General features: G+C 63.8%; 23 protein-coding genes and 1 pseudogene. 13 read left to right on the plus strand and 11 right to left on the minus strand.

The features are described from left to right. Window positions 1-36: 36 nt before the first annotated feature. The 4 genes from ribBA to nrdR are packed head-to-tail and all read right to left on the minus strand — an operon-like array spanning window position 37 to window position 3451. The gene (gene ribBA / locus PCOSP_RS25905; RefSeq protein WP_024778362.1) at window positions 37-1128 is read right to left on the minus strand and encodes a bifunctional 3,4-dihydroxy-2-butanone-4-phosphate synthase/GTP cyclohydrolase II; all 1092 of its coding nucleotides are present in this window, start codon (window positions 1126-1128) and stop codon (window positions 37-39) included. A 16-nt stretch (window positions 1129-1144) separates the two neighbouring features. Beyond that, window positions 1145-1810, minus strand: a complete 666-nt coding sequence (locus PCOSP_RS25910; protein ID WP_139650196.1) for a riboflavin synthase — start codon at window positions 1808-1810, stop codon at window positions 1145-1147. A 46-nt stretch (window positions 1811-1856) separates the two neighbouring features. Continuing rightward, the gene (ribD, locus tag PCOSP_RS25915) at window positions 1857-2990 is read right to left on the minus strand and encodes a bifunctional diaminohydroxyphosphoribosylaminopyrimidine deaminase/5-amino-6-(5-phosphoribosylamino)uracil reductase RibD (protein ID WP_464709803.1); all 1134 of its coding nucleotides are present in this window, start codon (window positions 2988-2990) and stop codon (window positions 1857-1859) included. Beyond that, window positions 2987-3451 (minus strand): transcriptional regulator NrdR, encoded by a 465-nt coding sequence (gene nrdR / locus PCOSP_RS25920; RefSeq protein ID WP_013694316.1) that lies wholly within the window; start codon window positions 3449-3451, stop codon window positions 2987-2989. Before nrdR ends, ribD begins: the two co-directional genes overlap by 4 nt. Window positions 3452-3579: 128 nt before the next feature. On the opposite strand from nrdR, the gene PCOSP_RS25925 reads away from it, so the two are divergent. The 3 genes from PCOSP_RS25925 (at window position 3580) to trxA (ending at window position 5730) form a co-directional block, all read left to right on the plus strand. Then, a complete protein-coding gene (locus PCOSP_RS25925; protein WP_139650190.1) occupies window positions 3580-4044 on the plus strand; it encodes a hypothetical protein in 465 nt (154 codons plus the stop codon). Beyond that, complete coding sequence (locus tag PCOSP_RS25930) at window positions 4041-4700, plus strand: class I SAM-dependent methyltransferase (protein ID WP_175363215.1); 660 nt, start codon at window positions 4041-4043, stop codon at window positions 4698-4700. The genes PCOSP_RS25925 and PCOSP_RS25930 overlap by 4 nt, the downstream gene beginning before the upstream one ends. 157 nt (window positions 4701-4857) lie before the next feature. Continuing rightward, window positions 4858-5730 (plus strand): thioredoxin, encoded by an 873-nt coding sequence (trxA, locus tag PCOSP_RS25935; RefSeq protein ID WP_464709804.1) that lies wholly within the window; start codon window positions 4858-4860, stop codon window positions 5728-5730. Here trxA and PCOSP_RS25940 read toward each other — a convergent pair. After that, window positions 5727-6080 (minus strand): hypothetical protein, encoded by a 354-nt coding sequence (locus PCOSP_RS25940; RefSeq protein WP_464709805.1) that lies wholly within the window; start codon window positions 6078-6080, stop codon window positions 5727-5729. The two genes, trxA and PCOSP_RS25940, sit on opposite strands and share 4 nt — an antisense overlap. Window positions 6081-6212: 132 nt before the next feature. Here PCOSP_RS25940 and PCOSP_RS25945 point away from each other — a divergent pair, with 132 nt between their 5' ends. From PCOSP_RS25945 to PCOSP_RS25965, 5 genes are all read left to right on the plus strand, one after another. Next, on the plus strand, window positions 6213-6815 hold the full coding sequence (locus tag PCOSP_RS25945; RefSeq protein ID WP_464709806.1) for a DUF2796 domain-containing protein: 603 nt from the start codon (window positions 6213-6215) through the stop codon (window positions 6813-6815). A gap of 161 nt (window positions 6816-6976) precedes the next feature. Further along, on the plus strand, window positions 6977-7687 hold the full coding sequence (locus tag PCOSP_RS25950) for an ABC transporter ATP-binding protein (RefSeq protein WP_175363216.1): 711 nt from the start codon (window positions 6977-6979) through the stop codon (window positions 7685-7687). Window position 7688: 1 nt separating this feature from the next. Continuing rightward, a complete protein-coding gene (locus PCOSP_RS25955) occupies window positions 7689-8954 on the plus strand; it encodes an ABC transporter permease (protein WP_464709808.1) in 1266 nt (421 codons plus the stop codon). An 11-nt stretch (window positions 8955-8965) separates the two neighbouring features. Then, on the plus strand, window positions 8966-9484 hold the full coding sequence (locus PCOSP_RS25960; protein ID WP_464709809.1) for a DUF3299 domain-containing protein: 519 nt from the start codon (window positions 8966-8968) through the stop codon (window positions 9482-9484). Window positions 9485-9698: 214 nt separating this feature from the next. Continuing rightward, window positions 9699-10397, plus strand: coding sequence for an OmpW/AlkL family protein (locus PCOSP_RS25965; RefSeq protein ID WP_139650174.1), 699 nt, complete (start codon window positions 9699-9701; stop codon window positions 10395-10397). Window positions 10398-10533: 136 nt separating this feature from the next. Here PCOSP_RS25965 and PCOSP_RS25970 read toward each other — a convergent pair whose 3' ends face one another. Both PCOSP_RS25970 and PCOSP_RS25975 read right to left on the minus strand, forming a co-directional pair. Beyond that, window positions 10534-11463, minus strand: a complete 930-nt coding sequence (locus PCOSP_RS25970; protein ID WP_139650172.1) for an NAD-dependent epimerase/dehydratase family protein — start codon at window positions 11461-11463, stop codon at window positions 10534-10536. Beyond that, window positions 11456-12339: pseudogene (locus PCOSP_RS25975) on the minus strand (sugar nucleotide-binding protein). The gene PCOSP_RS25970 and the pseudogene PCOSP_RS25975 overlap by 8 nt, the downstream one beginning before the upstream one ends. Before the next feature lie 287 nt (window positions 12340-12626). Here PCOSP_RS25975 and PCOSP_RS25980 point away from each other — a divergent pair. Further along, the gene (locus tag PCOSP_RS25980) at window positions 12627-16940 is read left to right on the plus strand and encodes an Lhr family helicase (RefSeq protein ID WP_464709810.1); all 4314 of its coding nucleotides are present in this window, start codon (window positions 12627-12629) and stop codon (window positions 16938-16940) included. A 34-nt stretch (window positions 16941-16974) separates the two neighbouring features. Here the strand turns inward: PCOSP_RS25980 and PCOSP_RS25985 are convergent, their stop codons facing one another. After that, window positions 16975-19053, minus strand: coding sequence for a mechanosensitive ion channel family protein (locus PCOSP_RS25985; RefSeq protein ID WP_464709811.1), 2079 nt, complete (start codon window positions 19051-19053; stop codon window positions 16975-16977). A gap of 199 nt (window positions 19054-19252) precedes the next feature. Between PCOSP_RS25985 and PCOSP_RS25990 the strand changes: the two genes are divergently transcribed. From PCOSP_RS25990 to PCOSP_RS26005, 4 genes are read left to right on the plus strand one after another with little or no spacing between them, the layout of a single operon-like run. Continuing rightward, entirely contained in the window at window positions 19253-20179 is a 927-nt protein-coding gene (locus PCOSP_RS25990; RefSeq protein WP_464709812.1) for a DUF72 domain-containing protein, read from the plus strand. Continuing rightward, complete coding sequence (locus PCOSP_RS25995; protein WP_464709813.1) at window positions 20176-21000, plus strand: endonuclease/exonuclease/phosphatase family protein; 825 nt, start codon at window positions 20176-20178, stop codon at window positions 20998-21000. The genes PCOSP_RS25990 and PCOSP_RS25995 overlap by 4 nt, the downstream gene beginning before the upstream one ends. Beyond that, the gene (gene clsB / locus PCOSP_RS26000) at window positions 20997-22295 is read left to right on the plus strand and encodes a cardiolipin synthase ClsB (RefSeq protein ID WP_464709814.1); all 1299 of its coding nucleotides are present in this window, start codon (window positions 20997-20999) and stop codon (window positions 22293-22295) included. Before PCOSP_RS25995 ends, clsB begins: the two co-directional genes overlap by 4 nt. Then, window positions 22282-23298: a lysylphosphatidylglycerol synthase domain-containing protein gene (locus PCOSP_RS26005; protein ID WP_464709815.1), complete on the plus strand. Its 1017-nt coding sequence runs from the start codon at window positions 22282-22284 to the stop codon at window positions 23296-23298. The genes clsB and PCOSP_RS26005 overlap by 14 nt, the downstream gene beginning before the upstream one ends. Window positions 23299-23406: 108 nt before the next feature. Here the strand turns inward: PCOSP_RS26005 and PCOSP_RS26010 are convergent, their stop codons facing one another. The 3 genes from PCOSP_RS26010 to PCOSP_RS26020 form a co-directional block, all read right to left on the minus strand. Beyond that, the gene (locus tag PCOSP_RS26010) at window positions 23407-24165 is read right to left on the minus strand and encodes an alpha/beta hydrolase family protein (protein WP_139650161.1); all 759 of its coding nucleotides are present in this window, start codon (window positions 24163-24165) and stop codon (window positions 23407-23409) included. Continuing rightward, entirely contained in the window at window positions 24155-25264 is a 1110-nt protein-coding gene (locus PCOSP_RS26015) for a DUF3182 family protein (RefSeq protein ID WP_464709817.1), read from the minus strand. Before PCOSP_RS26015 ends, PCOSP_RS26010 begins: the two co-directional genes overlap by 11 nt. Window positions 25265-25471: 207 nt before the next feature. Next, complete coding sequence (locus PCOSP_RS26020; RefSeq protein ID WP_139650145.1) at window positions 25472-26467, minus strand: GlxA family transcriptional regulator; 996 nt, start codon at window positions 26465-26467, stop codon at window positions 25472-25474. Window positions 26468-26488: the final 21 nt, after the last annotated feature.

Raw genomic sequence — 26488 nt, forward strand, 5'->3', positions numbered from 1 at the left:
CCACAGGGGGAAGACCTCCTTAACTGAACGAGGTCATTATTCGGAGGGCACGTATTCTACAACTTCCAGATCGAAACCGGATATCGCATTAAATTTCATCGGTGCGCTCATCAGGCGCATTTTGCGTACGCCCAGGTCACGCAGGATCTGCGAACCGGCGCCGACCGTACTGTAAGTGGTGGTCTTCTTCACCGGCAATTGCTCGCCGGTTTCGCGGATATGCGCCAGCAGCACATCGCCATCGAGGGGGTGTCCGAGCAGCAGCACCACGCCGCTGCCGGCCTCCGCCACCGCAGCCATCGCGGCCCGCAGGCTCCAGCGGCCGGGTTGCTTGACCATCAGCAGGTCCCGCAGCGGGTCCATGTTATGCACGCGGACCAGGGTCGGCTCTTCGGCGCAGACGGTGCCCAGGGTCAGTGCCATGTGCACGTCGCCTTCCACCGAATCGCGGTAGGTCACCAGGTTGAAATGGCCCAGCTCGCTGTCCAGCGGCTGCTCGGCAATCCGCTGAACGGTACGTTCGTGGATCATCCGGTAATGGATGAGGTCGGCGATGGTGCCGATCTTGATGTCGTGTTCGGCGGCGAAGGCCTCCAATTCCGCGCGACGGGACATGGTGCCGTCGTCGTTCATCACTTCGCAGATCACGCCGCTGGGCTCGAAACCGGCCATGCGCGCCAGGTCGCACGCTGCCTCGGTGTGGCCGGCGCGGGCCAAGGTACCGCCGGCCTGGGCCATCAGCGGGAAGATATGGCCAGGGCTGACGATGTCTTCGGCCTTGGCGTCCTTCGCGGCGGCGGCTTGCACGGTGCGTGCGCGGTCAGCGGCGGAAATACCGGTGGTCACGCCCTCGGCGGCCTCGATGGATACGGTGAACTTGGTGCCGAAGCCGGAACCGTTGCGCGGAGCCATCAGCGGCAGCTTCAGCAGCTCGCAACGCTCGCGGCTCATCGGCATGCAGATCAGGCCACGGGCGTGCTTGGCCATGAAGTTGATGTGTTCGGCCTTGCAGCATTCGGCGGCCATGATCAGGTCGCCTTCGTTCTCGCGGTCTTCGTCATCCATGAGGATGACCATCTTGCCTTGGCGGATGTCTTCAACCAGCTCTTCGATGCTATTGAGCGCCACGCGGCACCCCCTTGGGTCAGGATTTGAGGTAGCCGTTGGCGGCCAGAAAGCTTTCGGTGATGTTACTGCCGGACGTCGGCTCTGCGGCCTTGTCACCGAGCAGCAAGCGCTCCAGGTAACGGGCCAGCAGGTCGACTTCCAGGTTGACCCGGCGCCCAGGCCGGTACGAAGCCATGATGGTTTCGCTCAAGGTGTGCGGGATGATCGTCAACAGGAATTCGGCGCCATCCACCGCGTTGACCGTCAGGCTGGTGCCGTCGACGGTGATCGAGCCCTTGTGCGCGATGTACTTGGCCAGCTCCTTCGGCGCACGGATGCGAAACTCCACGGCCCGGGCGTTATCGGTGCGCGAAACCACTTCGCCGACGCCGTCGACATGGCCGCTGACCAGATGCCCGCCCAACCGGGTGGTGGGCGTGAGGGCTTTCTCCAGATTGACCGGACTGCCGCTCTTGAGGTCGTTCATGGCGGTGCAGTCGAGGGTTTCGCGGCTGACGTCCGCCAGGAAACCATTGCCGGGCAGTTCGACGGCAGTCAGGCAGACACCGTTCACGGCGATGCTGTCGCCCAGTTTGACGTCGCTCAGGTCGAGCTTGCCGGTTTCGACGTGAACCCGCACGTCGCCGCCCTTGGGGGTGAGTGCACGGATACTGCCGATGGATTCGATAATGCCGGTAAACATGGAGTCCTCCTCGAGAACAGGCCGCCGCTTGAGCGAAGGCCGGGAATTATACGCTGGCCGGCGGAACGGGAACGGCGATGACTCGCCAGTCATCGCCCACGGCGCGGATTTCGGTGATTTTCAGCGCCGGGGCATCTTTCATGTGCGCCAGCGGCCAATCCAGCAAGGGTCGCGCCGAAGATCCCAGGAACTTGCCGGCGATAAAAATCTGGAATTCGTCCGCCAAGCCTTGCCGGGCGAATGCCCCCGCCAGGCGTGGGCCGGCTTCCACCAGCACCTCATTGACGCCACGAGCCGCCAGCTCCACCAGCAGGCGCCGCAGGTCGACCTGGCCATCATCGCCTGCCACGATCATGCATTCGGGCCCGTTGGCGTACTGTTCTTCCACCGCCATGCACGTGGCGACCAGCGCCGGGCCAGCCTTGAAGAAGGGGGCATCCAGCGGCACCCGCAAGCGACCGTCCACCAGTACCCGCAGCGGCGGACGACTCATGACCAATGCTGTCTGATCGGCATCCAGCCCGAGCTCATCGGCGCGTACGGTCAGCCGGGCGTTGTCCGCCAGCACCGTGTCGGCGCCAGTCAGTACCACGCTGGCCTGGGCTCGCAGCCGTTGCACCGCTGAACGTGCCGCCGGGCCGGTGATCCACTGGCTTTCGCCGCTCTCCATGGCGGTGCGGCCATCGAGGCTCATGGCGAGCTTGACCCGCACGAATGGCAAGCCGTGCTCCATGCGCTTGAGAAAACCCTGGTTGAGCTGACGGGCCTCGCCTTCCAGTACGCCGCTTTCGGTGGCGATACCGGCCTGGGCCAGCCGTTGCAAACCGCGACCGGCGACTTCCGGGTTCGGGTCCTGCATCGCCGCCACGACCCGGGCAACACCGGCGTTGACCAGCGCATCGGCACAAGGCGGCGTACGGCCGTGGTGACTGCAGGGTTCGAGGGTCACGTAGGCGGTGGCGCCCCGGGCCAGTTCACCGGCGGCGCGCAAGGCATGGACTTCGGCATGGGGTTCACCGGCGCGGATGTGCCAGCCTTCGCCGACAATCTGCCCGTCACGCACGATCACGCAACCCACCCGGGGATTGGGATGGGTGGTGTAGTGACCGCGCCGCGCCAGTTCCAGGGCGCGGGCCATGTAATGGGCGTCGAGGACGGCCTGCTGTGCCGGGACGGTCATTCTTTCACCGGTTCGCGGGCCAGGCGGTCGATTTCCTCGCGGAACTCGTTCAGGTCCTGGAAGCGCCGGTACACCGAGGCAAAACGGATGTAGGCGACTTCGTCGAGCTTCTGCAGCTCGGCCATCACCAGCTCGCCAACCACCAGGGATTTGACCTCCCGCTCGCCGGTCGCCCGCAGCTTGTGCTTGATGTGCACCAGCGCCGCTTCCAGGCGCTCGACGCTCACCGGGCGTTTTTCCAGGGCTCGCTGCATGCCGGCACGCAGTTTTTCTTCGTCGAACGGCTGGCGGCTGCCGTCGGTTTTGATCAGGCGCGGCAACACCAGTTCAGCGGTCTCGAACGTGGTGAAACGTTCGCCGCAGGCCAGGCATTCGCGCCGACGGCGGACCTGTTCGCCCTCGGCGACCAGTCGCGAGTCGATGACTTTGGTGTCGTTGGCACCGCAGAAGGGACAGTGCATGGTGGCAGGCAACAAAAAATGGGAGGGCCATGGTAGCGCATCCCACTGGCAAGACAAGCCATAGGGTTTACGGTATACAGACGGGCTTACCGTCAGATCCATGGAATTCACCCCTGTTGGAGCCGCACATGCCGCTACGATCGCTCGTTTTGCTCAGTCTTTTCAGCCTGTTGATGGCGTGCAGCAGTGACGCTCCCAAGCCCGCCGCGCCCGCACCGGCGCCCGCACCGAAACAGGCCCAGGATAAAGCCCGGCAAGCCGCCGAGTTGGGACCATTGCCAGCGTACCAGCGGGAACTGAGCGGCACCCTCGAAGGCGTACCGACCGGGGCCGAGGTCGAACTGGCGCTGCTGGTGATCGACGACAAGGGCCGTCCACAGCAATTGCTCGCCAGCTCCAGCCTGATTGGTACCAACCGCGCCCTGCCCTTCCGCCTGCGTTTCAACCCCGATGCCTTCCCGGTCGGCGCCCGCGTGGAACTGCGTGGCCGTGCCAGCCAGTCGGGCCAATTGATCCTGCACCTGCCGGAGCAGCGCATCGCGCAACCAACCACCCAGGCGTTGGGCGCCTTGCAGTTAGTCAAAGCGCCATGAATGCACCGCAGGACCTGCAACACGCGCTGAGCGAGTTGCTGGGAGACGCGCACCTGGTGGACTGCCCGTTACCCGGCACTGATTTGAAGCTGTGGTTGATCGACGGCGATAACATGGACCGCGCCTTCAGCCCGGAGGAAACCCGGCGCATCCTCCATGAACCGCCTTACTGGAGCTTCTGTTGGGCCAGCGGCCTGGCGATGGCGCGCTACCTGGCCGAGCGACCGCAGTGGGTCGAGGGCAAGCGGGTGCTGGACTTCGGTGCCGGCTCCGGCGTGGCGGGCATCGCGGCGATCAAGGCCGGGGCGCTGGAAGTGGTGGCGTGCGACCTGGATCCATTGGCCATCGCGGCATGCCGGGCCAATGCCCTGCTCAATGACGTGGCGCTGACTTATTCGACGGATTTCTTCGCCGAAGCGGATCGCTTCGACCTGATCCTGGTCGCCGATGTGCTCTACGACCGGGCCAACCTGCCACTGCTGGACCAGTTCCTCAGCCGCGGCCGCGAGGCCCTGGTGGCCGACTCCCGGGTACGGGATTTCCAGCATCCACTGTACCGACGTATCGAACTGCTCGAAGCCATGACCCTGCCGGACCTGGCCGAGCCCGAGGAGTTTCGGCATGTGAGCCTGTATCACGCGCGGCGTTCGCCCTGAAAGGCATCGCGAGCAGGCTCGCTCCCACAGGTGATCGAGTTTTTTTCAGATAGCACGCGATCAAACCGTGGGAGCGAGCCCGCTCGCGATAGCGACCTACCAGGCACCGCAAGACCCCGCGTATAGTTGCCTCATTCAAGCGTTCTAAGAGATTCCCATGACCCAGGACACTCCCTACATCTTCGACGCCACCACCGCCGATTTCGATCAGTCGGTGATCGCGAACTCTTTCCACAAACCGGTGCTGGTGGATTTCTGGGCCGAGTGGTGTGCGCCGTGCAAGGCGCTGATGCCGATGTTGCAAGGTATTGCCGAGAGCTATCAGGGCGAGTTGCTGCTGGCCAAGGTCAACTGCGACATCGAGCAGGACATCGTCGCCCGCTTCGGCATCCGCAGCCTGCCGACGGTGGTGCTGTTCAAGGACGGCCAGCCCGTCGACGGTTTCGCCGGGGCCCAACCGGAATCGGCGGTGCGAGCGATGCTCGAACCCCATGTGCAGATGCCGCCTCCCGCCGCGGCCGATCCGCTCGAGCAGGCCCAGGCGTTGTTCGACGACGGGCGTTTCGCCGATGCCGAAGCCCTGCTCACCGTGCTGCTGGGTGAAGACAACACCAACGCCAAGGCGCTGATCCTGTTTGCCCGTTGCCTGGCTGAACGCGGCGAGCTGGGCGAAGCGCAGACCGTGCTGGACTCGGTGAAAAGCGACGAGCACAAGGCCGCACTGGCCGGGGCCAAGGCGCAGATCCAGTTCCTCGGCCTGGCCAAGCATCTGCCAGACGCCGCCGACCTCAAGGCCCGCCTGGCAAAAGACCCACAGGACGATGAAGCGGTGTATCAACTGGCGATCCAGCAACTGGCGCGCCAGCAATATGAGCCGGCTCTCGACGCACTGCTCAAGCTGTTCAGCCGTAACCGGGGCTACAGCGAGGGTCTGCCGCACAAGACGCTGCTGCAAGTGTTCGAACTGTTGGGCAACGATCATCCGTTGGTGACGACCTATCGCCGCAAGCTGTTTGCCGCGTTGTACTAAGCCTCAGCCCCCACCCAACTGTAGAGCGGCGTATCACCGCCGCTCAGCACCTTGACCTCGGCGCTGTGGCGCAAGCGCACCAACAGGCGCTTGCCCGCCGGAGCACTGCCCGTCAGGCCTTCCAGTTGTTCCAGCAGGTCCGGGCCGCTCAACTGCCCGGCCTTGCGCAGCAACTCCCTGGCGATCTGCCACAGCGCATCGTCCTGATTCGCCGGTTTGGCCGCCGCCATCGCCGCGCCCTCCGGCTTGACCACCTGCAACTGCGCGCCGAGCTGCGCCCAGTCGCCCTCGTCCATTTCGATCGACAAGTCCACCGGCCAATCGCCGACGGTTCCGCGTATGCGCAACATCACCGTGCTCCTGAAGATTTAATGTTCCCATGCTCCCATGGGCCTTGCGCGACGCCAAGCAGACGGTCAAACTCTGCGCAGATTCGTTATAAGATTACATAACAAAATATTCACTTTGTCTGGAGACTCGTCATGCGTCGTCTGCTTCTTGCTTTGCCGTTCGCCCTGCTGCCATTGGCCGTTGCTCATGCGGCGGTCGAGCACGACCATGACCATGACCATGATCATGAGCACGGCAGCCTGGGTGCCCATGAACACGGCGTTGGCCGCCTGAACGCTGCGCTCGACGGCCAGACCCTGGAACTCGAGCTGGAGAGCCCGGCCATGAACCTGGTCGGCTTTGAACACGAAGCCACCAGCGATGCCGACAAGGCCAAGGTCGAAGCGGCCCGGGCGCGTCTTGAGAAGCCACTGGCACTGTTCAACCTGCCGGCCGCCGCCCAATGCACCCTGGCCCAGCAGGAACTGGAAAGCCCGTTGTTCGGTGATGAACCGGATCATGAACAGCATGACGAAGACGAAGACACCGACGGTGACGAGCACCACCACGAGCACAGCGAAATCCACGCCCACTACCAGTTCACCTGCGCCACACCCGGTGCCTTGAAGAACCTCGACCTGGCGACGCTGTTCAAAACCTTCCCGGCCACCCAGAAAATTCAGGTACAACTGATCAGCCCGAGCGGCCAGCAAGGCGTGGAAGTGACGGCCAAGGCGCCATCGCTGAAGTTCTGAATACACTGCACGCCCTGCGGTGGAAGCCTGTGGGAGCAAAGCTTGCCCGCGATAGCGGTCCGACCGTCGACATCGACGTTGAATGTGACAAGCCCATCATGGACAAGCTTTGCTCCCACAGGTACTCCACAGGGGCTTCCATCATCCTGATATCAGCCACCATGACCCAAGCACTCATCGAACTGTCCGACCTGGTCTTCAGCTGGCCCGGGCATCCGCCACTGCTGGACATCCCGGCCTTTCGCCTCGAAGCCGGCGAAACCCTGTTCCTCAAAGGACCCAGTGGCAGTGGCAAAACCACCTTGCTAGGGCTGCTGGGCGGGGTGCAGACGCCGGATCGCGGCAGCATCCGCCTGCTCGGCCAGCCGCTCACCGAACTGGGTGCCGGCAGCCGCGACCGCTTTCGCGTGGACCACACCGGCTACATCTTCCAGCAATTCAACCTGCTGCCGTTTCTCTCGGTGCGCGAGAACGTCGAGCTGCCCTGCCATTTTTCCAGGCTGCGGGCCCAACGAGCCATCCAGCGCCACGGCAGCATCGATCAGGCCGCCGCCACGCTGCTGACCCACCTGGGGCTGACCGACCCGAACCTGCTGGGGCGCCGCGCCGACTCGCTGTCCATCGGCCAGCAGCAACGAGTCGCCGCCGCCCGGGCGTTGATCGGCCAGCCGGAACTGGTGATCGCCGACGAACCGACCTCGGCCCTGGACTACGACGCCCGAGAAAACTTCCTGCGGCTGCTGTTCGCCGAATGCCGCGAGGCCGGCTCAAGCCTGCTGTTCGTCAGCCATGACCAGAGCCTGGCGCCGCTGTTCGACCGCAACCTCTCGCTGGCCGATCTCAATCGTGCCGCCAAGCCACTCGAGGTCTGAGATGTATTTGTTCCGTCTAGCCATGGCCAGCCTGGCAAACCGCCGTTTCACTGCGATCCTCACTGCCTTCGCCATCGCCCTGTCGGTCTGCCTGCTGCTGGCGGTGGAGCGGGTGCGCACCGAGGCAAAAGCCAGTTTTGCCAGCACCATCAGCGGCACCGACCTGATCGTCGGCGCCCGTTCCGGCTCGGTGAACCTGTTGCTGTACTCGGTGTTTCGCATCGGCAACGCCACCAACAACATTCGCTGGGACAGCTTCGAACATTTCGCCAGCAACCCGAAAGTGAAGTGGGCAATCCCCATGTCGCTCGGTGATTCCCATCGCGGCTACCGAGTAATGGGCACCACCGAGGCCTATTTCGAGCATTACCAGTACGGCCGCCAGCAACACCTGGAACTGGCCGACGGCCGGGCTTTCGCCACCGACCCGTTCGAAGTGGTGCTCGGTGCCGAAGTGGCCGAGGCGCTGCATTACAAGCTCGGCGACAAACTGGTGCTGGCCCACGGCGTGGCAGCCATCAGCCTGGTCAAGCATGACGACAAGCCCTTCACCGTGGTCGGCATTCTCAAGCGCACCGGCACCCCGGTGGACCGCACACTGCACATCAGCCTAGGCGGCATGGAAGCGATCCACATCGACTGGAAGAACGGCGTGCCGGCCCAGGGCAACGGTCGCATAAGCGCCGACCAGGCCCGCAACATGGACCTCACGCCCCAGGCCATCACCGCGTTCATGCTTGGCCTCAACAGCAAGATCTCCACCTTTGCCTTGCAGCGCGAAATCAATGAGTTCCGGGGCGAGCCATTACTGGCGATCCTGCCCGGCGTGGCCCTGCAAGAGTTGTGGAGCCTGATGGGCACGGCGGAAAAAGCCTTGTTCGTGATTTCGCTGTTCGTCGTCCTGACCGGGTTGATCGGCATGCTCACGGCGATCCTCACCAGTCTCAACGAGCGTCGTCGGGAGATGGCGATCTTGCGCTCGGTGGGCGCGCGACCGTGGCACATTGCGAGCCTGCTGGTGCTGGAAGCCTTTGCCCTGGCGCTGACCGGAGTGGCCGCCGGGCTGGCCTTGTTGTATATCGGCATCGGCGCCGCCCAGGGTTACGTACAGTCGGCCTATGGCCTGTACCTGCCATTGAGCTGGCCAAGCGAATATGAATGGACGCTCATGGCTGGCATCCTGATCGCCGCCCTGCTGATGGGCAGCGTGCCGGCCTGGCGCGCCTATCGCCAATCGTTGGCCGACGGCTTGTCGATCCGTTTATGAGGACATTGAAGATGCCCCGCGCCCTGCTTGCGCTGTTGATGATGGTCGCCCTGCCGCTGTGGGCGGCCGAGCCGAGGGACCTGGCCTGGTCGGAAATGATCCCGCCCGACGCGCCGCCGGAAGTACCGAACATGACCCCGCTGCATGACCTGTCACAGATGGGCACCGCACTGTCCTCCGAATCCGCCCCAGCCGCCAAACAGGACCTGCCCAACGCACCGGTGGTCAAGGCGCTCGATGGCCAGCAGATTCGTTTGCCGGGCTACATCGTGCCGTTGGAAGTGAGCGAGGAAGGCCGCACCACGGACTTCTTGCTGGTGCCGTATTTCGGTGCCTGTATCCATGTGCCGCCACCGCCTTCGAACCAGATCGTGCATGTGAAGAGCGAAGTCGGGGTGAAGCTCGATGAGCTGTATCAACCGTACTGGGTCGAAGGGCCGATGCAGGTCAAGCCGTCCACCAGCGAACTGGCCGATGCCGGGTATCAGATGGAGGCTGAGAAGATTTATGTGTATGAGCTGCCGGAGTGAATCCGGTGGTCATGCCTTGTCTGTGAAATAGCTATCGCGAGCAGGCTCGCTCCCACATGGGATCGTTGGTGTTCTCACGATCAGTGTAAGAGCGGGCCTGCTCGCGATGAGGCCCTCAAAGGGCTCATCACACTTTCATTGAGCTGAGTCAAAAGACGGAACCAGACGCCTCCGTACCATGGGACATCCTTTTGAAATGTCCTCTGGAGCCCCCATGCACAAGTCCTTGCTCAGCGCTTCCCTCGTCGCCCTCGCGCTCACAGCCCCTCTCGCCCAGGCCCATACGGCTGGCGATATCATCGTTCGCGCCGGCGCCATCACCGTCAACCCGGAAGCCGACAGTTCCAGCGTCAAGGTCGACCGTGGCCCGCTGGCCGGTGCCGATCTGGGCGGCAAGGCGACCATGAGCAGCGACACGCAACTGGGCTTGAACTTTGCCTACATGATGACCGACCACCTGGGCATCGAGCTGTTGGCAGCTTCGCCGTTCGAGCACGACGTGAAGATCAAGGGCACCGCCCTGGGCGCAGCCAACGGCAAGCTCGGCACCCTCAAGCACCTGCCGCCGACCCTGAGCCTGGTCTACTACCCACTCGAGGCCAAATCGGCATTCCAACCGTATGTCGGCGCCGGCATCAACTACACCTGGATCTACGACGAACATGTCGGCAGCGAAGCCAGCGCCAACGGCTTCAGCAACTTCCGGGCGAGCAACAGTTGGGGCATGGCATGGCAAGTGGGCGCTGACTACATGCTGACCGACAACATCATGATCAACGGCCAGATCCGTTACATCGACATCGACACCACGGCGTATGTCGACAACAACGCCGTGGCCGGTGGCACCCGGGCCAAGGTGAATGTCGATGTGGATCCGTGGATCTACATGGTGGGGTTGGGTTACAAGTTCTAACCGAACCAGAACATAAGATGCCCCTGTGGGAGCGAGCCTGCTCGCGATGGCGGCCTGACATTCACCTCTTCAGTGACTGTCATGCCGCTATCGCGAGCAGGCTCGCTCCCACAGTTTTTTTGTGCCTATTGGAAACTCAGCGACCCAACAGCCGCGCCAGCCCCACACTCATCGGCGTCTGTTGCGGGAAGCTGAAGCGCTGCAACAGCCGATGGTTATCGGCCCGGGAATGGCGGATGTCCCCCGAACGCGCCGGGCCGTAGCTGACCGGAGGCAGGTCACCGACAACCGTGGCCAGGGCCTGAAGCATTTGCTTGAGAGTCGTGGCCTGGTTCCAGCCGACGTTCACCGCCCCGACTTCCACCTCAGGCTTCTCGATGGCCTGCACCAGCAAATCCACCAGGTCTTCGACGTAGACGAAATCCCGGGTCTGCTCGCCATCGCCGAACACGGTGATCGGCAAGCCTTTCTGTGCCCGCTCGCTGAAGATGCTGATGACCCCGGAATACGGCGATGACGGGTCCTGGCGCGGGCCGTAGATGTTGAAGAAGCGGAACACCACCGGCTCCAGCGCGTGCTGGCGGCGGTAGAAGTCGAAGTAGAACTCGCTGGCCAGTTTGTCCGAGGCATAGGGCGTTAGCGGGGCCTTGGGGGTCTCTTCGTCGATGGACTGGCCTTCGCCGTTGTTGCCATAGACCGCTGCGCTTGAGGCGAACAGCACCCGTTTCACGCCGGCCTGGCGCATGGCTTCGCAGACATTCAGGGTGCCGATGAAATTGCTCTGGTGAGTACGCACCGGGTCGTCTACCGAGGCTTGCACCGAAGCCACTGCGGCCAGGTGCGCCACGGCGCTGCAGCCGACCATGGCCCGCGCCACCAGGGCGGCGTCGGCGACGTCGCCTTCGATCAGTTCGACAGCGGGATTGTCCAGCGGCAGGTTGCTGCGCTTGCCAGTGGACAGGTCATCCAGGATGCGCACCGAATGCCCCTTGGCGAGCAAGGCGTCGGTCAGGTGTGAACCAATGAAACCCGCACCGCCGGTGATTAAAACAGGGCCGTCAGCCATGGCGATAAAACCTATCCAGTAAGCCCGGGAGTGCGGCGCGCCAGGCGCGGGGCTTGATCCCGAAAGTGTGCAGAATTTTCTTGCAGGCCAGTACCGCATGCTGCGGTTCTTCCGCGGCATCCGGTCGTGCGGCGTGGGCCTGGGGCGTGGGCGACTCGATTGCCAGCGGATGCAGGGCGCGGGCTTCGGTGAGGATCGCCTGGCCCAGCGCCAGCGGCGTGGTCGCCTCATGTCCGGCGTAATGGTAAGTGCCCCACAGCGGCGCGGCGCAGTCGAGTTGTTTGAGCACGGAGATGATCACCCGGGCAGCGTCGTCCACCGGCGTCGGGTTGCCTCGACGGTCATCGGCCAGCAACAGCTCCTCGGGCTGTTCGGCCCGGGCGAGAAAACGTCCGAGGATGCCGTCGGCGCTGTCGTCCAGCAGCCAGCCGAAGCGCAGCAGGACATGTTGCGGGCACGTGGCGCGCACACTCTGCTCGATCCGCCACAAGGCTTGACCCCGCAGGCCCAGGGGCACGGGCTCGTCTTTTTCGCTGTAGGCGGTGGCGCGGGAGCCGTCGAACACGCGATAGCTCGACGGTTGCAGCAAGACGATATTGTGGTGCTGGCACAATTCGGCCAGGCGCTCGACCGCGCGCTCCTGGCTGGCCAGGCGCTGCTCGCTGACGACCTCGGCCTGAAACCAGTCGAAGTAGTACGCCAGGTTGATCAAGGCGTCCGGACGGGTGTCGTCGAGCAGCTGCGTCAGGCTCGCGGCATCCCAGCCATCTTCGGGGGGCGGGGGGCGAGAAAACCGATGTCTTCTTCCGCACCGAGGCGAATCAGCGCCTGCCCAAGGGCATTTCCGCCGCCCAGTAACATAAGGCGCATTCGCATAAAGTTCGCAGGCCCAGTCTGTTGGCACAAGAATTTGATCGACAACGCCCGCAGGCGTTGCCGGAATCGTTGCATTTTGCGGGTTTAGTGCGCAACCGTCATCCGTAAAGTGCAGATCAGGGATTTTGCGCCGCGCTTCAGGGCCCCATCGCGAGCAGGCTCGCTCCCACAATGGCTCTGTGGTGCTCCACCCTGTGGGAGCGAGCCTGCTCGCGATGGGGCCTGCAGGCAACGGAGATATCAGCCAGTACTTGCATCTTCCCCATCCCACCCGCATAACTGCCCCTATGAATCTGCCCCTTGCAGCCGACCACACCATGGCAGGCTTTCACCCCGCCGTCCGTGCCTGGTTCGGCCAGACCTTCCCGGCGGTCACGGCCGCCCAGGCCCGGGCGTGGCCGTTGATCGGCCAGCGTCGTTCGACCCTCGTGGCCGCGCCCACCGGTTCGGGCAAGACCCTCACGGCGTTTCTCGCCGTGCTTGACGAGCTGGTGCACCGCGGCCTGGAACAAGGCGGCCTGCCGGACCAGACCCTGGTGGTCTACGTCTCGCCGCTCAAGGCCCTGAGCAACGATATCCGGATCAACCTGCAAACCCCGCTGGCCGGCATCACCGAACAATTGCGGCAGATGGGCCTGCCAGCCCTGCAAATCACCACCGCCGTACGCACTGGCGACACACCGCAGAAAGAACGCACGGCGATGCGCAAGACCGCGCCGCACATTCTTGTGACCACGCCCGAATCGCTCTACGTGCTGCTCGGTTCCGATTCCGGCAGGCAGATGCTCGCCAGTACCCGCACGGTGATCGTCGATGAAATCCACGCCATCGCCGCCAGCAAGCGCGGCAGCCACCTGGCCCTGAGTCTGGAACGCCTGCAAGCGCTGTGCAGCGAGCCGCTGGTGCGCATCGGCCTGTCCGCCACGCAAAAACCCATCGAAGCAGTGTCACGCTTTCTGGTGGGCGAAGGTCGCTCGTGCGAAATCGTCGACATCGGCCATGCCCGCCCCCGCGACCTGGACATCGAGGTGCCACCAGTACCGCTGTCGGCGGTGATGGCCAATGATGTGTGGGAACTGGTCTACAACCGCCTCGCCGAGCTCGCCCGGGCACACCGCACCACCCTGGTGTTCGTCAATACCCGGCGCCTGGCCGAACGCCTGAGCCGCCATTTGAGCGAGCGCCTGGGCAAGGACGCCGTGGCCGCCCACCATGGCAGCCTCGCGAAGGAGTTTCGCCTCGATGCCGAGCAACGGCTCAAGCGCGGCGAATTGCAGGTGCTGATCGCCACCGCGTCGCTGGAACTGGGCATCGACATCGGCGACGTCGACCTGGTGTGCCAGATCGCCTCGCCCCGCTCGATTTCGGCGTTCCTGCAACGGGTTGGCCGCTCCGGTCACCAGGTCGGCGGCACGCCCAAGGGACGCCTGTTCGCCACCACCCGCGACGATCTGATCGAGTGCGCCGCCCTGCTCGACTGTGTACGCCGGGGTGAACTGGACATCCTGCACATCCCCAAGGCACCGCTGGACGTGCTGGCCCAACAGATCGTCGCCGAAGTCAGTTGCCAGGAATGGCAGGAGCAGGCGCTGCTGAGCACCTTTCGCCGCGCCTCGCCCTACGCCGAATTGGACGAAGGGCACTACCAGGCGCTGCTGCAGATGCTCGCCGAAGGCCTCAACGGTCGCCAGGGCGTGCGCAGCGCCTACCTGCACCGTGACGCAGTCACCCGTACCCTGCGCGGGCGCCGGGGCAGCAAACTGACCGCCGTGACCAGCGGCGGCACCATTCCGGACAACGCCGACTACAGCGTGCTGCTCGAACCCCAGGGCCTGAACATCGGCAGCGTCAACGAAGACTTCGCGGTGGAAAGCATCGCCGGCGACGTGTTCCAGCTCGGCAATACCTCCTACCGCATCATTCGCGTCGAGACCGGCCGCGTGCGGGTCGAGGACGCCCAGGGCCAGCCGCCAACCATTCCGTTCTGGCTCGGCGAGGCCCCGGGGCGCAGCGCCGAACTGTCCCTGGCCGTGGCCCGCCTGCAAGCACAGCTCGATCAACTGCTCGGCGCCACCCCCGGCAATCTGCAGCCGGCCCTCGACTGGCTGACCGGCACCCTGCAATTGAACCTGGCCAGCGCCGAACAACTGGTGGATTACCTGGCCCCGGCCCGCCTGGCGTTCGGCGCCCTGCCGTCGCAGGACACGCTGGTCATGGAGCGGTTCTTCGATGAGTCCGGCGGCACGCAACTGATCATCCATACGCCGTTCGGCAGCCGCATCAACCGCGCCTGGGGGCTGGCCCTGCGCAAGCGTTTCTGCCGCACCTTCAATTTCGAATTGCAGGCCGCCGCCAGCGAAGACGCCATCGTGCTGTCGCTGTCCACCAGCCACAGTTTCGAGTTGGATGAGGTCTGGCGTTACCTCAACAGTCACAGCGCCGAACAGATCCTTGTGCAGGCGGTGCTGGATGCGCCGCTGTTCGGCGTGCGCTGGCGCTGGAATGCCGGGGTAGCCCTGGCCTTGCCGCGCTACACCGGCGGACGCAAGGTCGCCCCGCAAGTCCAGCGGATGAAAAGCGAAGACCTGATCGCCAGCGTGTTCCCCGATCAGATCGCCTGCCTGGAGAACCTCGCCGGCGAGCGGGAAATCCCCGACCACCCGCTGGTGGAACAGACCCTCGATGACTGCCTGCACGAAGCCATGGACAGCGAAGGCTGGCTGGCGCTGTTGCGGCGCATGGAGGCGGGCGAAGTTCGCCTGATCAGTCGCGACCTGCCTGCCCCGTCGCCCCTGGCGGCAGAAATCCTCAGCGCCCGCCCCTACACCTTCCTCGACGACGCGCCGCTGGAAGAGCGCCGAACCCAGGCGGTCATCAACCGGCGCTGGAGCGATCCGCAATCCACTGACGACCTCGGTGCGCTGGACGCCGAGGCCATCCAGTCGGTCAGGGAGGAAGCCTGGCCGACGCCCGCCAATCTCGATGAAATGCACGAAGCGCTGATGAGCCTGGCCTGCATCGCCGACAGCGAAGCACGCGCCCACGAATCGTGGCCGGGCTGGCTGCAAGCGTTGGCCGAACGCGGGCGGGCCAGCCATGTGCAGATCAGCGCCGAGCGCGGCCTGTGGGTGCCACTGGAGCGACTGACCTGCCTGCAAGGGATTTATCCACAGGCCCAGTGGCAGCCCGCGCTGACACCCCTGGCCGGGTTCGATGAGGCCTGGGACAGCGACGAAGCCGTGGTGGAAGTGCTCCGCGCCCGGCTCAGCGCCTTTGGCCCGCTGCCGCTGACCGCCATCGCCTATCCGTTGGGGTTATCGACAGCGCAAGCCACCCAGGCCCTGGCGCACCTTGAACAACAAGGCTACGTGCTGCGCGGCCGCTTCACACCGGGCACCGGCCAGGAAGAATGGTGCGAACGGCATCTGCTGGCCCGCATCCACCGCTACACCGTCAAACGCCTGCGCCGGGAAATCGAACCGGTGATGCTGCAGGATTTCATGCGGTTCCTGTTCGACTGGCAACACCTGTCGCCGTCGACCCAGGGCCGGGGCAGCGCCGTGCTGCCGTCGATCGTCAGCCAGTTCGAAGGCTACCCCGCTGCGGCCTCGGCCTGGGACAGCGACCTCTTGCCGGCGCGGATCAAGGACTACTCCGCCAGTTGGCTCGACGAACTGTGTCGCAGCGGCAAGCTGGTCTGGACTCGCCTCAGCGCCCGGCAGAAAGCCTCCGCCACGGCCCTGCGCAGCACGCCGGTGGTGTTGCTGCCGCGCAGTCAGGTCTCCCTATGGAGCAGCCTGACAGAGCAGACGCCACTGAGCGAACTGTCCCTCAAGACGCAAAAAGTCCACCAGGCCCTCAGCGAGCATGGCGCGCTGTTTTTCGACGAGTTGCTGCACGAAGCCCACCTGCTGCGCGCCGAACTGGAAATCGCCTTGCAAGAGCTGGTGGGTGCCGGCCTGGTGAATGCCGACAGCTTCGCCGGGCTGCGGGCATTGATCACACCCGCCAGCAAACGCCAGGCCCGCAGCAGTCGGCGTGGGCGCGGGGCGTTTGTCGGTGGCATGGACGATGCCGGGCGCTGGGCTTTGTTGCGCCGCAGCCAGCCAGCACCGACCGAAGGCAACCGACCCGCGCCCACACCGCCCGACACCCTGGAGCACATCGCAATGACCCTGCTGCGCCGTTACGGCGTGGTGTTCTGGCGCTTGTTGGAGCGGGAGGCGGATTGGCTGCCGAGCTGGCGCGAGTTACTGCGCACGTTCCATCGCCTGGAGGCACGCGGCGAAATCCGTGGCGGGCGCTTTGTCAGCGGTCTGGCCGGAGAGCAGTTCGCCCTGCCCGAAGCCATCCCGCTGCTGCGCGAAGTCCGTCGTCGTCCCACTGACGGCAGCGTGATTGCGGTGTGCGGCGTCGACCCGCTGAACCTGGCCGGGACATTGCTGCCTGGGGCAAAAGTGCCGGCGCTGGCGAGCAATCGGCTGGTGTATCGCGATGGAATGCCGGTGGCGGCGCAGATTGCCGGGAAGCTGCATTTCTGGATGGAGCTGGATGTGCAGGCTATGGGGGAAATCCGCAGCAAGCTTATCCAGAAAGGTTGAAGATCGATCGTTCCCACGCGGAGCGTGGGAACGATCAAACCGCCTCCTCGCCACCTTCTTTCGGCTCTTCCACCAATCGCTTCGGCAACATCACCTGCTGTGGATAAGTCTGCGCGAAATGCACCGCCGGGTGGTTATCCACAAGCTTTTTCAAGCGCTGGTTGAACGCCCTGCTCACTGCATACTGCCCACCCGAAACGGTGCGGAACTGCGCCGTGAGCACCACACCATTGAGGTCCATCCGGTCCACGCCGAACACGTCCAGCGGCCCTTGCAGGTTGAACTTCAGAAACGGGTCTTCCGAGATCGAACGCCCGGCTTCGCGGATCAGTTCGATGGCCTGGTCCACGTCGGTGTCGTAGGTGAACTGCACCGAGAAAAAAGCAAAGGCAAACTGCCGGGACTGATTGGTCACTGCCTTGATCTGGCCGAACGGCACCGAATGCACGAAACCCTTGCCGTCGCGCAGGCGCAGGGTGCGGATCGTCAGGCCCTCGACGGTGCCGGCGTGGCCGGAGTCGAGCACCACCCAGTCGCCGATGGACAGGGTGTCTTCGATGATAATGAACAGCCCGGTAATCACGTCCTGCACCAGTTGCTGCGAACCGAAGCCGATCGCCAATCCCACCACCCCGGCGCCCGCCAGCAGCGGCGCAACGTTGATGCCCAGGTTGGCCATGGTGGTGATGGCGCAAATCACCACCAGGATGATTTTCGCCGCGTTGCGCAACAGCGGCAGGATGGTCTTGATCCGAGTGCTGGGCTGACGTGCGCCGCGCTTGTTCATCGGCGGTTTCAGAGCCTCCTGGATCGCCGTGTCGAGCACCACCCACATCAGCCAGGTCACCAGGAAGATCAAGCCGATGCGACTCAGGGAATCGCTGATCGCCCGCCCCACCGCATTGCGCGAGGCGAATTCGAACAGCGAGATCCCCCAGATCCGTCCGAGGATTTCAATGAACGCCACCGCCATGACGATCCGCAGCAAGGCGTGTAACAGGCTCAGCAGCCGGCCCTTGTAGGCACTGTTGCGCTGGATGGTTTCGGCCTTGGGCGACTTGAACACATGCTGGAGCACGGTGCTGAGAAACACCGTGGCGATCAGCAGGATGGTGGTGAACAGCGCGCAACGCAGGGCTTTCTGGTTGTCTTCGCCGACGCCGATCAGGCTCACCGCCGACACCAGCACCATCAACAGGATCGGCCAGTTCCAGAGCCCGGAAAAGATCCGCAGCGACTCCTGCAGGGCGGGCTGTTTCAGGCGTTGGGCCAGCGGCCGGTTACGGATCAGGTGTGCCACCGGCCGGCGCATGCGAATCACCAGCCAGCCAAAGATCACCGAGGCCAGCAACCCGGTGAACACCGCCACGCTGCTGGTGATGTTGCTACCCAATTGCCGGGCAATCTGCGGGCTGGTGAGCGCATCGCTCAGGGCGGCGAGGAAACCGATCAGGAACAACGGCCGCGGGCTGAAATGGCGAATGATCGCCACCGCCCGGCGCTTGTGGCCGGCGTTGAACATCACGATCAGACACAGCAGCACTGAGGTCGAGAAAACGCCGCTGCTGGTGGCATAGGCGAAGCACAGCGCCAGGGCACGACCGACCGACACTTGCAGGAAGTGGCTGACGTACAGGGTCAGCGGCAAGCAGACCAGCGCCGGCACGGTGTAGGGCAACAGGTAGCCGAGCAGGTCCAGCACCCGCTGGCGGGTGCGCAGCCAACGGCGTCGGCCGAGGTGATGGACCAGCAGCCGCGCGCCGGCCCAGATCAGCCCGAAGGCGCCCAGCCAGACGCCGGAGAGCAGCAGGAAATCCCCCGCCACACGCCAGGACGAGCGGGAAGTCTGGTCCACCAACCGATCCACCTCGTCCGCCGCCCGGTCCGCGCGCAAGCGCCAGGCATCGATCAGGCTCTGGTTGAGGTCGAGCTTGTCCTGGACGTCATCGATGCTCGAACTGATCGCCCCGAGCAAACCACCCTGGACCAGGGGTTCGGGTTCGGCAGGCGCTTCACTGGGCGCGGGCATGCCGGGAATAGCGGCTGCGCCGTGGGCGATGCCGCCGGTCAGCGCCAGCAATACCAGCAGGAATACACGGCTCAATCGAGACAAAACGCGAGGCTCCTTGATGGGGATCGGTAAGGAACTGATCCATATCAGGCAGGCAAGTTCGCTCAAGACCAATACAAAACCCTCGCCACAAGAACCCCACCGCTTTCGCCACCGGGCACTTCGTCGAAACTTTCTGCGCCGCCCGACAGTCATCAGCAAGACACCGGCAGTACGAGGTCATTTGGCACGGGAGGGACACATGACGGCGATCCACATCGGCATTTCCGGTTGGCGATACACGCCTTGGCGGGGGGATTTCTACCCCAAGGGGCTGACCCAGAAGCGTGAATTGCAGTTCGCCTCGCGAGCGGTCAACAGCATCGAAATCAACGGCTCGTTCTATGCCCTCCAACGTCCCGAACGCTATGCCCAGTGGTATGCCGAGACGCCGCCGGACTTCGTGTTCAGCGTCAAGGCACCGCGCTTCATCACCCACATCAAGCGCCTGCGGGATATCCATAAGCCGTTGGCCAATTTCTTCGCGTCCGGGGTGCTGGAACTCAAGGAAAAGCTCGGCGCCATCCTCTGGCAGTTTCCCCCCAGCTTCAAATTCGACCCCGAGTTGTTCGAGGACTTTCTCAAGCAATTGCCCCACGACACCGCCAGTGCCGCCGCCCTGGCCCGGGAGCACGAGCCGCGCCTGGACGGCCACGCCAGCACCGAAACCGATAAGAAGCGCCCGCTGCGCCACGCGGTCGAGATCCGCCATGAAAGCTTCATCGACCCGCACTTCATCACCCTGCTCAAGCGTTACGACATTGCGCTGGTGATCGCCGACACGGCCGGCAAGTGGCCCTACCGCGAAGACGTCACCAGCGATTTCGTCTATCTGCGCCTGCACGGCGCCGAAGAACTCTATGCCAGCGGCTACACCGACGAGGCGTTGAAACGCTGGGGCGACCGGATCGAGGCCTGGAGCCACGGCACGCAACCGGAGGACGCCCACCTGATCGACCCGAAAAAGAAACCCAGGGCGCGCAAGAGCCGGGAAGTGTTCTGCTATTTCGACAACGACATCAAGGTCCGCGCGCCCTATGACGCGCGCCACTTGCTGGAGCGCTTCGACCTGGACAAGGACCTCGCCACCACACCCGGCGAGCGCCCGGCAGAGGGAGTATTGCCATGAGCACGTCTGGCCCTACCGAAGCGACCCGTGATGCAACCACCGACGCCCCGCAGAACCTGGCGCATGACCTCGACCGGATCAGCCGCTTCACGGTCCTGACGGTCAACACCCACAAGGGTTTCACTGCCTTGAACCGGCGCTTCATCCTGCCGGAGCTGCGCGAAGCGGTGCGCAGCGTGTCTGCCGACGTGGTGTTCCTGCAGGAGGTGCACGGCACCCACGAACATCATCCCCAGCGCTTCTCCAACTGGCCGAGCATGCCACAGTACGAATTCCTCGCCGACAGTCTCTGGCCGCAGTTCGCTTATGGACGCAACGCCGTGTATCCGGCGGGCGACCATGGGAACGCGCTGCTGTCGAAATTCCAGATCATTCGCCATGACAACCTGGACGTGTCCATCAGCGGCCATGAGAGCCGCGGCATGCTCCACAGCGTGTTGCGCCTGCCCGGGGGTGACGGTCCGCAGGTCCATGCCATTTGTGTGCACCTGGGCTTGCGCGAAAGTCATCGTGTCGAACAACTGAAATTGTTGTGCAAACGCTTGAGCGAACTGCCGCCCGAGGCACCGGTGATCGTCGCCGGGGACTTCAATGATTGGCGCGGCAAGGCCACCGACCTGCTCGAACCCTGCGGCCTGCGGGAAGTGTTTGCCGAACAATGGGGCAAGCCGGCCCGCAGTTTCCCCGCGCGCCTGCCAATCCTGCGCCTGGACCGAATCTATGTGCGCAACCTCAAGGCTAATCAGGCCAAGGTCCTGAGCGTACGCCCATGGTCGCACCTGTCCGACCACGCCCCGCTGTCGGTGGAGATCGAACTATGAGCGCGACGATGAACAAGGCAGCGGTGGAGAAGGTCGAGACGCCGCCCACCGAGCGCGACCCGGCGCTGGTGGACGTCGAGTATGGCTGGCATGGCAATAACCGCGTCACCCTGCTGGAAAATGGCGAGGAATATTTCCCCCGAGTGTTCGAGGCTATCCGTCGAGCCGAAAATGAAATCCTCATCGAGACTTTCATTTTGTTCGAGGACAAGGTCGGCAACGAATTGCGCGACCTGCTGGTGGACGCCGCCCAACGGGGCGTGCGAGTCACCCTGAGCCTGGATGGCTTCGGTTGCGGGGAGCTGACACCGGACTTCCTGGCCTCGTTGAGCGACGCGGGTGTGCGCCTGCAAATGTTCGATCCGGCCCCTCTTCACCTGGGCATTCGCACCAACTGGTTCCGCCGCTTGCACCGTAAGGTGGTGGTGATAGACGGCGTGATCGCCTTCATCGGCGGGATCAATTTTTCCGCCGACCATCTGGGCGATTTCGGCCCCGAGGCCAAGCAGGACTATTCGGTGGAGGTCAAAGGTCCGGCAGTGATCGATATCCATCATTTCGCCTTGATGCAAAGCGGCCGGCCGGCCCGGGCCAAGTACTGGTGGCAGCGCCGCCGTAGTCGGCGCAGCGAGTTGGCCTTCAGTGACCACGACGGCCAGGTACGCCTGGTCTATCGCGATAACCACGAACACCAAACCGACATCGAAGAGGTCTACCTGCAAGTGCTGCGCAGCGCCAAACGGCGCGTGGTCATCGCCAATGCCTATTTCTTCCCCGGCTATCGGTTGCTGCGGGAGATCCGCAATGCGGCGCGACGTGGCGTGGAGGTGCGGCTGATCCTGCAGGGCCAGCCAGACATGATGATCGCCAAGCTCGCGGCGCGGATGCTGTACGACTACCTGCTCAAAGCCGGCGTGACGATCCACGAATATTGCGAGCGGCCCCTGCATGGCAAGGTCGCCCTGGTGGATGAGGACTGGAGTACCGTCGGTTCGAGCAACCTCGACCCCCTGAGCCTGTCGCTGAACCTGGAAGCCAACGTGCTGATCCGCGACCGGGGGTTCAACCGCGAACTGTTCCAGCGCCTCGATTACCTGAGCCGCGAGCACTGCACCGCCATGCCCGCCAGTCGCGCCCCACGGGGCCTGCTCTGGCGCATGACCATCGGTTTCATGGTGTTCCACTTCCTGCGTCACTTCCCGGCCTGGGCCGGATGGCTGCCGGCCCATAAACCGCGCCTGAAACCTTTTTCGCCGCCGACGGCGGTTCGGAGCGAACCCCATGAATCACTCTGAGGCGCACACCGCGCCAAGCAACGCCCGTGTCCGGGACGAGAGCAAGCCCAAGTCACGCTGGAGCCGCTGGAAAAGACCGCTGACCCTGGCGTTCTTCCTGCTGCTGATCGTGCTGTTCACGACCCTGGCCCGGCGCATCGACTGGTCCGAGGTATTCGACACCCTGGCCGATTTCAAGGTACGGACCTTGGTCATCGCCGCTACGCTGACCGTCGCCAGCTTCATTACCTATGCTTGCTTCGACCTGATCGGTCGCACCTACATCCGCCAGAAACTGGGTTGGCGGCAGATCTTGCCCGTGGGGGTGATCAGCTACGCCTTCAACCTCAACCTCAGCGCCTGGGTCGGGGGCATCGCCATGCGCTACCGGCTGTATTCCCGGCTGGGGGTCAGCAACGGCAACATCGCCAAGATCCTCGGCCTGAGCCTGGCCACGAACTGGTTCGGCTACATGACCCTGGCCGGGGTGGTGTTCAGCAGTGGTCTGGTGACCATGCCGCCGGGCTGGAAACTGAGCAGCGATGCCTTGCAGGGCGTGGGCGCGCTGTTGCTATTGGCGAGTGCCGGGTATCTGCTGGCCTGCCGGTTTTCCAAGCGTCGTGCCTGGACGATCCGCGGCATGGAAATCAACTTGCCCTCGCTGCGCATGGCGGTGTTGCAACTGGCGCTGGGGGCGCTGAACTGGTCGTTGATGGCGGCGGTGATCTTTACTTTGCTGCCCAGCAAACTGGAGTACCCGGTGGTGCTTGGGGTATTGCTGATCAGCAGCATTGCCGGGGTCATTACGCACATTCCGGCAGGGCTCGGCGTGTTGGAGGCGGTCTTCATCGCGCTGCTGCAACACGACGCGTCCAGGGGCAGCCTTCTGGCGGGGTTGATTGCCTATCGGGCAATCTATTTCATCCTGCCGTTGCTGGTCACGATGGTGATGTACCTGGTGATCGAGGCGAAGGCCAAGGCGTTGCGGGTCAAGCCCGGGCTCAAGAAGCCCGAGCTCAAGTGATCATTGTCTGAACCGACGCTATCGCGAGCAGGCTCGCTCCCACAGGGGGAATGCGAGCCCATGTGGGAGCGAGCCTGCTCGCGATGGCGCCCGCATAGACAATGAAGTCTACCGCTCCTGAATGATGCTCAACCGCTCTCCCACCACCATTTCCGTGATCCAGTCCACCAGGATCGAGGTGTAGGCCTGTTGTGAGACGGGGTCGCTCAAGGCATGGTCGGCGCCATCGATGATTCGATGGGTCAACGAATGGGTCTGCTGGCACGCCGCGCGGTAGCTCATGATAGTGGCATGGGGCACATGGTCGTCGGTTTCCGATTCCACCAGCAGCACATCACCGGTGAACTGCGAACAGGCGTGTAACGCGCGGTTGGTGCTGGCGTGCACCAGCGTACTGCGATAATCCAGCAGGTCGGTCTTGTCCAGGTCGCGCTTGGGCGTGTGCCATTGCTCGTCGCGGTACAGCGCCGGTACCCGCAACGCCAGCCAACGTACCGGGCGTAGCGAGGTAAGAATCGAGGCGAGGTAACCGCCGTAGCTGGTGCCGACCACCGCAATCGCTGAAGTGTCCAAGGCGGGATGAGCGAGCAGCCGGTCGTAGGCCGCCAGCAGATCCCGCAAGTTGTCTTCCCGTGTCACCCGGGACAGCGGAATGCCCGCACCACCGGTGTGCCCACGCAAGTCAAAGGTCAGACAGACGCAACCCAGGCCGGCAATGCCCTTGGCCCGTTCCAGATCACGCTCCTGGCTGCCGCCCCATCCGTGCACGAACAACACGCCAGGGACTTTCGACTTGGGGCTCAGGAACGTGCCGTTCATGTGCTCGTCGTCGATCTCGATCTGAATGATTTCACTTCTAGCCGTCATGGGAATGAACCGTTACGTATTTGAGTAGGAAATCACCGTTGTGCGCCGGGCCGCGGTACACCTCCATGGCGCCGGGAGGCAACGGCTGGTCGATGTAGGTTTCCACCGAAGACACGCGGACCACGCTGGTCGACGGCTCCTGAACGAACACTTGTAGCGCCGCCAGTTCCGCACTGCTGGCCCCGCCCATGCGCCAGGATTGCTCCAGCACACCGCCACGGGGCTGGCCGCCAGTATCGATGCCTTGGGCAATGTCGTAGTTGCGCCGGGAGGCAAAGAAACCGGGATAGGCCTGGTTGGCGGCATCGTCGAACACTTGCGCGAGCCGCACCGCTTCGCGTACCTCATCGGGCAGTTCAAGCCTGAGCAACTCGATGTAGCCGCCCTGCACCACCAACAGGTCCGAGCCGCCGTACACTTCCAGCCCTTGGCTGTCCCGGGTCAGGTGCTGCACGCCGCAATAGCTCAGGCTCTTGCCATGGATAGCGCTCTGGCCAACGCTCTGGGTCCTGACCTCATTGAGGTTCTGCTCCAGCACCACACCGTCGCGAAACACGGCCTGGGCCTCGGGATCAGCGGCGATTTCATCGAACTGTGCAAGGTTCTGGATCACCCGCTGGTCGCGCCCGGCACAAGCATGAATCGGCTTGAAGCGGATCGGTCCGGTGTACAGCAGATGTTCGGCGGCCAGACGTGCGTCCTTGAGTGAAAAAACACTCACGCCATCGAGCACCACGCTACGGGCGAGCTTGGCAAACAACGGCGACCAGCCGATGGGGGCGACGGCATCCTTATTCAGTAGACCGTGGGTGATGGCCTTGGTGCAGATGAAATCATGCTCGACGTAACCGCCCCACAGATCGTCCGGCCCCGAGACACCCAAATGCCGCGCGGCTTCCGGACCTATCAGGGTTTGCGTGGGTAACAGATACAGATCGCGCCCGGCATGCTGCTGGCTGTCATAGCTGCCGCCGTATTCCATGCCGAGGATCTGCGCCAGCCAACGGGCCAGGGCACGATTGGTTTCCACTTCATGAAGTGGCGCGTGAGGGTTGACCGAATGGGCCACCACGGTTTTGTTGCGATTGACTGACGTCATGCGTTGCCCTTTTACCTGCGCTCATGGCTGTGGGTAAACGGGTGCAGAGATCAGGCCAACAGGGTGACGCTGGTGGACGACCAAGGAAACGGGCGAATTTCGGAAGATGGGTAGCATCGAGCCTGTCTCATTCTGCACGATCCGTGACGGGGATCCCGCAAATTGCACGATGATTTGAATCTCATACCCCCTCTAGTGAGGGAGCCATTACTGTTTCGAAGCGCTTGGCGGACTGACTCCGAACTTTGCCCGGTAATCGCTCGGCGCCAGCCCGGTGATTTTCTTGAACGTCGCTCGAAAGGCACTCGGGTCTTGATAACCGACGGTCCAGGCGATGTGGTCAATGGTGCCGTTGGTGAACTCCAGCATTTCCCGAGCCTTGCCGACCCGCAGGTGCTGGCAGTATTCGGTGGGCTTGAGCCCGGTGGCGCTACGGAACCTGCGCAGGAAGGTGCGTTCCTCCAGGCCCGCCTGCTCGGCCATCGCGGCCAGGGAGACGTCTACCGCGCCGCTGCCTTGCAGCCAGTGTTGCACCTTGAGAATCGCCCCGTCGCCGTGCCCGAGGATCGGCGCGAAATTGCTGCCGCACTCGCTGGCGCTGTCACTGTGCTCGATCACCAGGAACCGCGCCGTGCGCGTCGCGATGCTGGGGCCCAGCAAGCGATTCACCAGCCGCAGCCCCAACTCCGCCCAGGCCATCAGCCCAGCGGTGGTGATCAGGTCGCCGTCGTCGACAATCGGCTTGTCGGCGTCGAGCTTGATCTTCGGGTAACGCTCGGCAAAGGTCTTGGCCGACGTCCAGTGGGTGGTGGCGCTACGCCCATCGAGCAGGCCGCTTTCAGCCAGCAGGATCGACCCTACGCACACCCCGCCCAACACGGTGCCAGCGCCGTGCCGGGCCCGCAGCCAAGCCATCAGCGGTGCCGAGGACTGGCTTTTGCTGAAACCGCCAAGGGCCGGTGGAATCAGCAATGCCGCCAGCGGCCCGTCCGGACCGGGTGCGCTGTCGAATACCCGCGACGGCGCCCCACCCTCCTGTGCCTGCCAGTGACTGACCCGTAACCGCGGCAACTGTGCGCCGGCATGCTCGGTCGCGATCCGGTCCGCCACGCAGAACAGATCGGTCAAGCCATGCACCGCCGCCAGTTGCGCACCGGGATAGATCAGCACCCCAAGCTCGGCAACCGCCTTCTCCTGCGTCATTTGTCAGTTTTCCCCCGCCTA

This window comes from Pseudomonas sp. MAFF 730105, assembly GCF_055380705.1.

What these genes read in the sequence shown, in the direction of transcription:
- PCOSP_RS25925 (WP_139650190.1), top strand. Translation starts at nt 3,580, where the DNA reads ATGCCGCTACGATCGCTCGTTTTGCTCAGTCTTTTCAGCCTGTTGATG.
- nrdR (WP_013694316.1), bottom strand. Translation starts at nt 3,451, where the DNA reads ATGCACTGTCCCTTCTGCGGTGCCAACGACACCAAAGTCATCGACTCG.
- PCOSP_RS25940 (WP_464709805.1), bottom strand. Translation starts at nt 6,080, where the DNA reads ATGTTGCGCATACGCGGAACCGTCGGCGATTGGCCGGTGGACTTGTCG.
- PCOSP_RS25950 (WP_175363216.1), top strand. Translation starts at nt 6,977, where the DNA reads ATGACCCAAGCACTCATCGAACTGTCCGACCTGGTCTTCAGCTGGCCC.
- PCOSP_RS25990 (WP_464709812.1), top strand. Translation starts at nt 19,253, where the DNA reads ATGACGGCGATCCACATCGGCATTTCCGGTTGGCGATACACGCCTTGG.
- PCOSP_RS25960 (WP_464709809.1), top strand. Translation starts at nt 8,966, where the DNA reads ATGCCCCGCGCCCTGCTTGCGCTGTTGATGATGGTCGCCCTGCCGCTG.
- PCOSP_RS25980 (WP_464709810.1), top strand. Translation starts at nt 12,627, where the DNA reads ATGAATCTGCCCCTTGCAGCCGACCACACCATGGCAGGCTTTCACCCC.
- PCOSP_RS26010 (WP_139650161.1), bottom strand. Translation starts at nt 24,165, where the DNA reads ATGACGGCTAGAAGTGAAATCATTCAGATCGAGATCGACGACGAGCAC.
- PCOSP_RS25970 (WP_139650172.1), bottom strand. Translation starts at nt 11,463, where the DNA reads ATGGCTGACGGCCCTGTTTTAATCACCGGCGGTGCGGGTTTCATTGGT.
- PCOSP_RS25965 (WP_139650174.1), top strand. Translation starts at nt 9,699, where the DNA reads ATGCACAAGTCCTTGCTCAGCGCTTCCCTCGTCGCCCTCGCGCTCACA.
- PCOSP_RS26005 (WP_464709815.1), top strand. Translation starts at nt 22,282, where the DNA reads ATGAATCACTCTGAGGCGCACACCGCGCCAAGCAACGCCCGTGTCCGG.
- ribD (WP_464709803.1), bottom strand. Translation starts at nt 2,990, where the DNA reads ATGACCGTCCCGGCACAGCAGGCCGTCCTCGACGCCCATTACATGGCC.
- PCOSP_RS26020 (WP_139650145.1), bottom strand. Translation starts at nt 26,467, where the DNA reads ATGACGCAGGAGAAGGCGGTTGCCGAGCTTGGGGTGCTGATCTATCCC.
- trxA (WP_464709804.1), top strand. Translation starts at nt 4,858, where the DNA reads ATGACCCAGGACACTCCCTACATCTTCGACGCCACCACCGCCGATTTC.
- clsB (WP_464709814.1), top strand. Translation starts at nt 20,997, where the DNA reads ATGAGCGCGACGATGAACAAGGCAGCGGTGGAGAAGGTCGAGACGCCG.
- PCOSP_RS25995 (WP_464709813.1), top strand. Translation starts at nt 20,176, where the DNA reads ATGAGCACGTCTGGCCCTACCGAAGCGACCCGTGATGCAACCACCGAC.
- PCOSP_RS25910 (WP_139650196.1), bottom strand. Translation starts at nt 1,810, where the DNA reads ATGTTTACCGGCATTATCGAATCCATCGGCAGTATCCGTGCACTCACC.
- PCOSP_RS26015 (WP_464709817.1), bottom strand. Translation starts at nt 25,264, where the DNA reads ATGACGTCAGTCAATCGCAACAAAACCGTGGTGGCCCATTCGGTCAAC.
- PCOSP_RS25955 (WP_464709808.1), top strand. Translation starts at nt 7,689, where the DNA reads ATGTATTTGTTCCGTCTAGCCATGGCCAGCCTGGCAAACCGCCGTTTC.
- PCOSP_RS25930 (WP_175363215.1), top strand. Translation starts at nt 4,041, where the DNA reads ATGAATGCACCGCAGGACCTGCAACACGCGCTGAGCGAGTTGCTGGGA.
- PCOSP_RS25945 (WP_464709806.1), top strand. Translation starts at nt 6,213, where the DNA reads ATGCGTCGTCTGCTTCTTGCTTTGCCGTTCGCCCTGCTGCCATTGGCC.